General features: G+C 45.5%; 4 protein-coding genes. All 4 read left to right on the forward strand.

Translation table 11 applies throughout. The features are described 5' to 3' along the window. Positions 1 to 829 (forward strand): hypothetical protein (locus tag G5B00_RS17645; protein WP_205966471.1); only part of this gene is annotated, 829 nt, incomplete at its 5' end. Positions 830 to 847: 18 nt separating this feature from the next. Next, positions 848 to 1,909, forward strand: coding sequence for a hypothetical protein (locus G5B00_RS17650; protein ID WP_163878737.1), 1,062 nt, complete (start codon positions 848 to 850; stop codon positions 1,907 to 1,909). A 13-nt stretch (positions 1,910 to 1,922) separates the two neighbouring features. Continuing rightward, positions 1,923 to 2,933, forward strand: a complete 1,011-nt coding sequence (locus G5B00_RS17655) for a hypothetical protein (RefSeq protein ID WP_163878741.1) — start codon at positions 1,923 to 1,925, stop codon at positions 2,931 to 2,933. 34 nt (positions 2,934 to 2,967) lie between these two features. Next, positions 2,968 to 4,233: TonB-dependent receptor plug domain-containing protein (locus G5B00_RS17660; protein WP_163878744.1), on the forward strand; the 1,266-nt coding region annotated here is incomplete at its 3' end.

Consider the following 4,233-nt stretch of genomic DNA (forward strand, 5'->3'; position numbering starts at 1 on the left):
GAAAGTTTCCGGCTACAATACCATGCTGATGAATACAACGGCAGGTATCCTTAACCAGGGTGTTGAAGTAGATATGAATGCCAATATCATTGATAAGTTGTTCAACTGGAACATCCAGGCAAACATCGCCACGCTGAGTGTCCATTACTATGGTCTTGAACAGGACATCATCGATACGCACATCATGCGCAACGGAGAAAGTGTCAATTCTTGGTTTCTGAACGAATTTGCAGGAATCAACAGCCATACAGGGCAGCTATTGTTTTACGCCTATGACAAGTTTAGCAATAAAATCATTGCGAACAGCGATTATCCCTCATCCCGCCACGTAATAGGCAAAGGAATACCGACCGCAACGGGAGGTTTTACCAATACATTTAGCTTTCGAGGATGGGAACTAACGACATTGTTGACCTACGGCTGGGGACACCATGTATTGGATGGCAGAAAATCCCGAACCGGAATAGACGGTCAGTCGATGGACTATAATATAGATGTGAGCCAATTGGACCGTTGGACCCCCGACAATATATATGCCAGCAGTCGTATCCGTATAAATGGGCAGCTATTTCCGGGATCATCCACAAGGTATCTGTATAAAGGTGATTACCTCAAACTTAAAAACATACAGCTGGGATATACCTTTGCACCGAATACATTCCGCAAGCTACGCATCAACAGTGTATCACTCTCCGGGCAGGCCGAAAATCTATGGGTTTGGACGACGTTGAAAGGGTATGACCCCGATTTGCAGCTAGATGGTTTTGTGATGCCGGCGAAGTACCCAAGCGCCACGACTTTTACACTTGGGCTGAATATGAATTTTTAATCAAGAAACGACAAGAATATGAAGAAAACAATAAAAAAACAAAGAGGAAATGTTGGACTGAATAAATTAAAGGTGCTGTGGAGCATGGTTGTCCTCTTATCCTTTTTGTTCTCAGGCTGTTCCTCAAGTGGAGATCCAATACCGGGTGATATCATCCCTCCCGGAAAAACACCCAAAGACGGTGTCTTTGTCAAGCGGGGAGACAATTCCTTTGTCTACACCAAATATGCCCCATTGGCCGACAAGCCCATTACCGTACACTACTATATCCCTACCAAAGGTAATATAGAAGAAATGCCTGTGCTGTTTTCCCTGCATGGGGCCGAAAGGGACGGTACGATCCAACGTAACGCCTGGAAATACTTTGCCGAAGCCAACGAATTCATCGTGATCGCGCCCGAATACACACATGCAAATGGCTATAATGAGAATAATTACCAATTCGGTGGCGTATTCACATCCAGCTCTTTCCAGACCCTAAACCCAAAAGAAAAATGGACCTACCAAACCATAGAAGCGCTGTTTGACTACTTCAAAAAAGAAACTGACAGTAAAGCGACTACCTACAATATGTTTGGTCATTCGGCCGGAGGGCAATTTGTGCACCGCTTCCTGTTGGCCATGCCCGATGCACGGGTCAATACCGCCGTCGCCGCCAATCCCGGTTCGTGGACCTTTCCGTACATAGAGGGCATTATAGGTGCAGACGACATAGCTTACGGATGGCCTTATGCCGTCAAAAACAGCCCATTCAATACCGAAAACACATTGGTGCAGTTCCTTTCCAAAAAACTCTGGATACAACTAGGGCAGCTGGATACGGACGAAAACGATTCCAGTCTACCCAAGGATGCTCCTTCAAATGCCCAAGGCCCACATCGATTGGCAAGAGGTCGCTTCTTTCATGCCGAGACCAAGCGCATCGCCGAGAGTTTGGATGTGCCTTACAATTTTCAGAAAGCGGAGGTCACAGATGCAGGGCACTCTACCATTCGCATGGTTTACGGAAGAGCAGTGTCCAATCCTACAGTTATTTCTAATACAGGTGTTAACTGTGCTTTTGATTTAATATTTAAGTAAAAACCAAAAAACTATGACAAAAAAAGCAATTTTACTATTCACCATTGTCAGCCTTTTAGCTAGCTCAACACTACTTGCTCAAAAGAAAGACAATCCATTCAAAAGAGGGGCCGGGTCATTTGAATACACAGGATACGGCCCATTGAGCGACAAGCCTGTTACACTGTTCTATTATATTCCGACGCGGGGCAACATCAAGAAAATGAAGGTACTCTTTTCGATGCACGGTGCCGAACGTAGCGGACTGATACAAAGGGGCGTATGGCGCAATCTGGCCGAAGAATATGGTTTTATCGTCTTAGCACCCCAGTTCACACATGCCAATGGATACAAGGAAAACGGCTATCAGTTTGGTGGTGTTTCCGAAGATCCCAAAAAGTTCATCCTCAAGCCGAGAGAAACCTGGACCTACCAGATCATAGAGCCTATCTTTGATTATTTTAAAGAATGCACAGGCAATACTGCAGAAACCTATGATATGTTTGGCCATTCCGCTGGAGGACAGTTCGTACACAGATTTCTGCTGGCGACACCCGAAGCCCGTGTAGGCAAAGCTGTTGCAGCCAATCCGGGCAACTATACCTATCCGGAAGAAAAAGGTCTTTATACCGCATCAGGAGAACTGGCCGATCCCCCCAGCTGGCCTTATTCTATCAAGGATACACCTTTTGCGACGGAGGGGCACCTGGTTCCATTTTTCAAGCGCAAGATGACCATCCTCATCGGGACAAACGACACCGTACCCGACAGAAAATTGGCCAAAAACCATCCTGTCTTTATCCAAGGGATCAACCGGTTCGATCGTGCTTGGAAGTTTTTCAATACTTCACAAGTCATAGCCCGCAAAAAGAATTATGAATTCAACTGGAGCATCATCAATGTTCCCGAAGCGGGACACAGCAGTGCTCAAATGGTGTATGGAAGACCGGGAGTCCGCAATTGGAGAATCGAAAATGACGAACGCGTCTACAACAACAAAGACCTGACAAATATGGGTGCATATTATCTCCTTTTCGAAAAATAAAAACTGAAATAATTAATCAACTAAGATAAAATCAATGAGAGACAAATCCACGATGCGGAGCAGGAACCGGCAAAAATACATGCCACCCAAATCCCTGCTCTTCCACATCTTATTAATTCCGGCAGTTTCGTTGGCCGGAATTAAGCCGACCGAGGCCCACATTTGGGAATACGAGGCTACATTTCCATCGTCTACGGTCAACCAATCCGTACAACAAGTGGAAATAAAAGGCTATGTATACAATCAAGACAATGTCCCCTTGTATGGAGCCATCATCCGAGAAGAAGGTACCAACAATTCAGTATTAGCAGACAAAGACGGTGCCTATTCTATTAAAGTAACCCCAAAGGAAGGACTAAAACTAAATTTCAGTTTCCTGGGCATGAAGCCTCAGATCATCGAGGTCAACAACAGGAGAAATATACAGGTAACACTGGTATCCTTGGAAAACAAAATCGACGAAGTCGTCGTAACAGGATATGGTAATATCAATAAAGAAGAATACACAGGGTCGGCCAATGTCATCAGCTCTAGCGATATTGCCAACAGGCCCGTGGGTTCTTTTGAAAATGCGCTGGGTGGACTCACTCCCGGCCTGTCCCTCTCCTCCTCCGGCCAACCGGGCGATATCGCCGAGGTACGCTTACGGGGGTTTGGTTCGATGAATTCGTCTAGCCAGCCTCTATATGTTATTGATGGGGTGGTATTCGACCAGGAAAATACGACAGGACATAGCGGAGCAGTCTCTAGTCCAATGGCTACGATCAACCCGGCAGACATTGCCAGTATCACGATCCTCAAGGATGCCGCTTCGGCTTCGCTATACGGATCACAAGGTGCCAACGGTGTGATCGTCATTACCACCAAACAAGGAGTAGCTGCCGACCGTATGCGCTTCAATTTTTCCGCACAGGGAGGTGTATCTAATATTTTTTCTGCCGTAAAGCCTGAATTTGTAACAGCAGAACAGTACAAGGAATTATGGACCGAAGGGCAGATGCACCGATTGGTTCAAGCCCAAGGAGGTGATTTTAAGCAAAATCTCGACAACCTATACCACAATAAACTTGGTTATTTCCTAGATGGACTCAACTATTACCAATGGCATAAACTGGCACAACAGGATTTCAATAACTATTACGCCTTGCAAAAACCAGACGGCACCTACTACAATTATGATTTTTGGGGTGACGATGCAGACAAATTGCCCAACACCGATTGGTTTGATGAGATCACACGTACAGCCAAATTTCAGCAATATGATTTTTCCATGAACGGAGGCAGTACAAATCTCAAGTAC

Source organism: Parapedobacter sp. SGR-10 (genome assembly GCF_011030405.1).
Lineage (GTDB): Bacteria > Bacteroidota > Bacteroidia > Sphingobacteriales > Sphingobacteriaceae > Sphingobacterium.

Bases quoted from the DNA above. Each gene is read 5' to 3' on its own strand.
- G5B00_RS17650 (WP_163878737.1), top strand. From the start codon at position 848: ATGAAGAAAACAATAAAAAAACAAAGAGGAAATGTTGGACTGAATAAA.
- G5B00_RS17655 (WP_163878741.1), top strand. From the start codon at position 1,923: ATGACAAAAAAAGCAATTTTACTATTCACCATTGTCAGCCTTTTAGCT.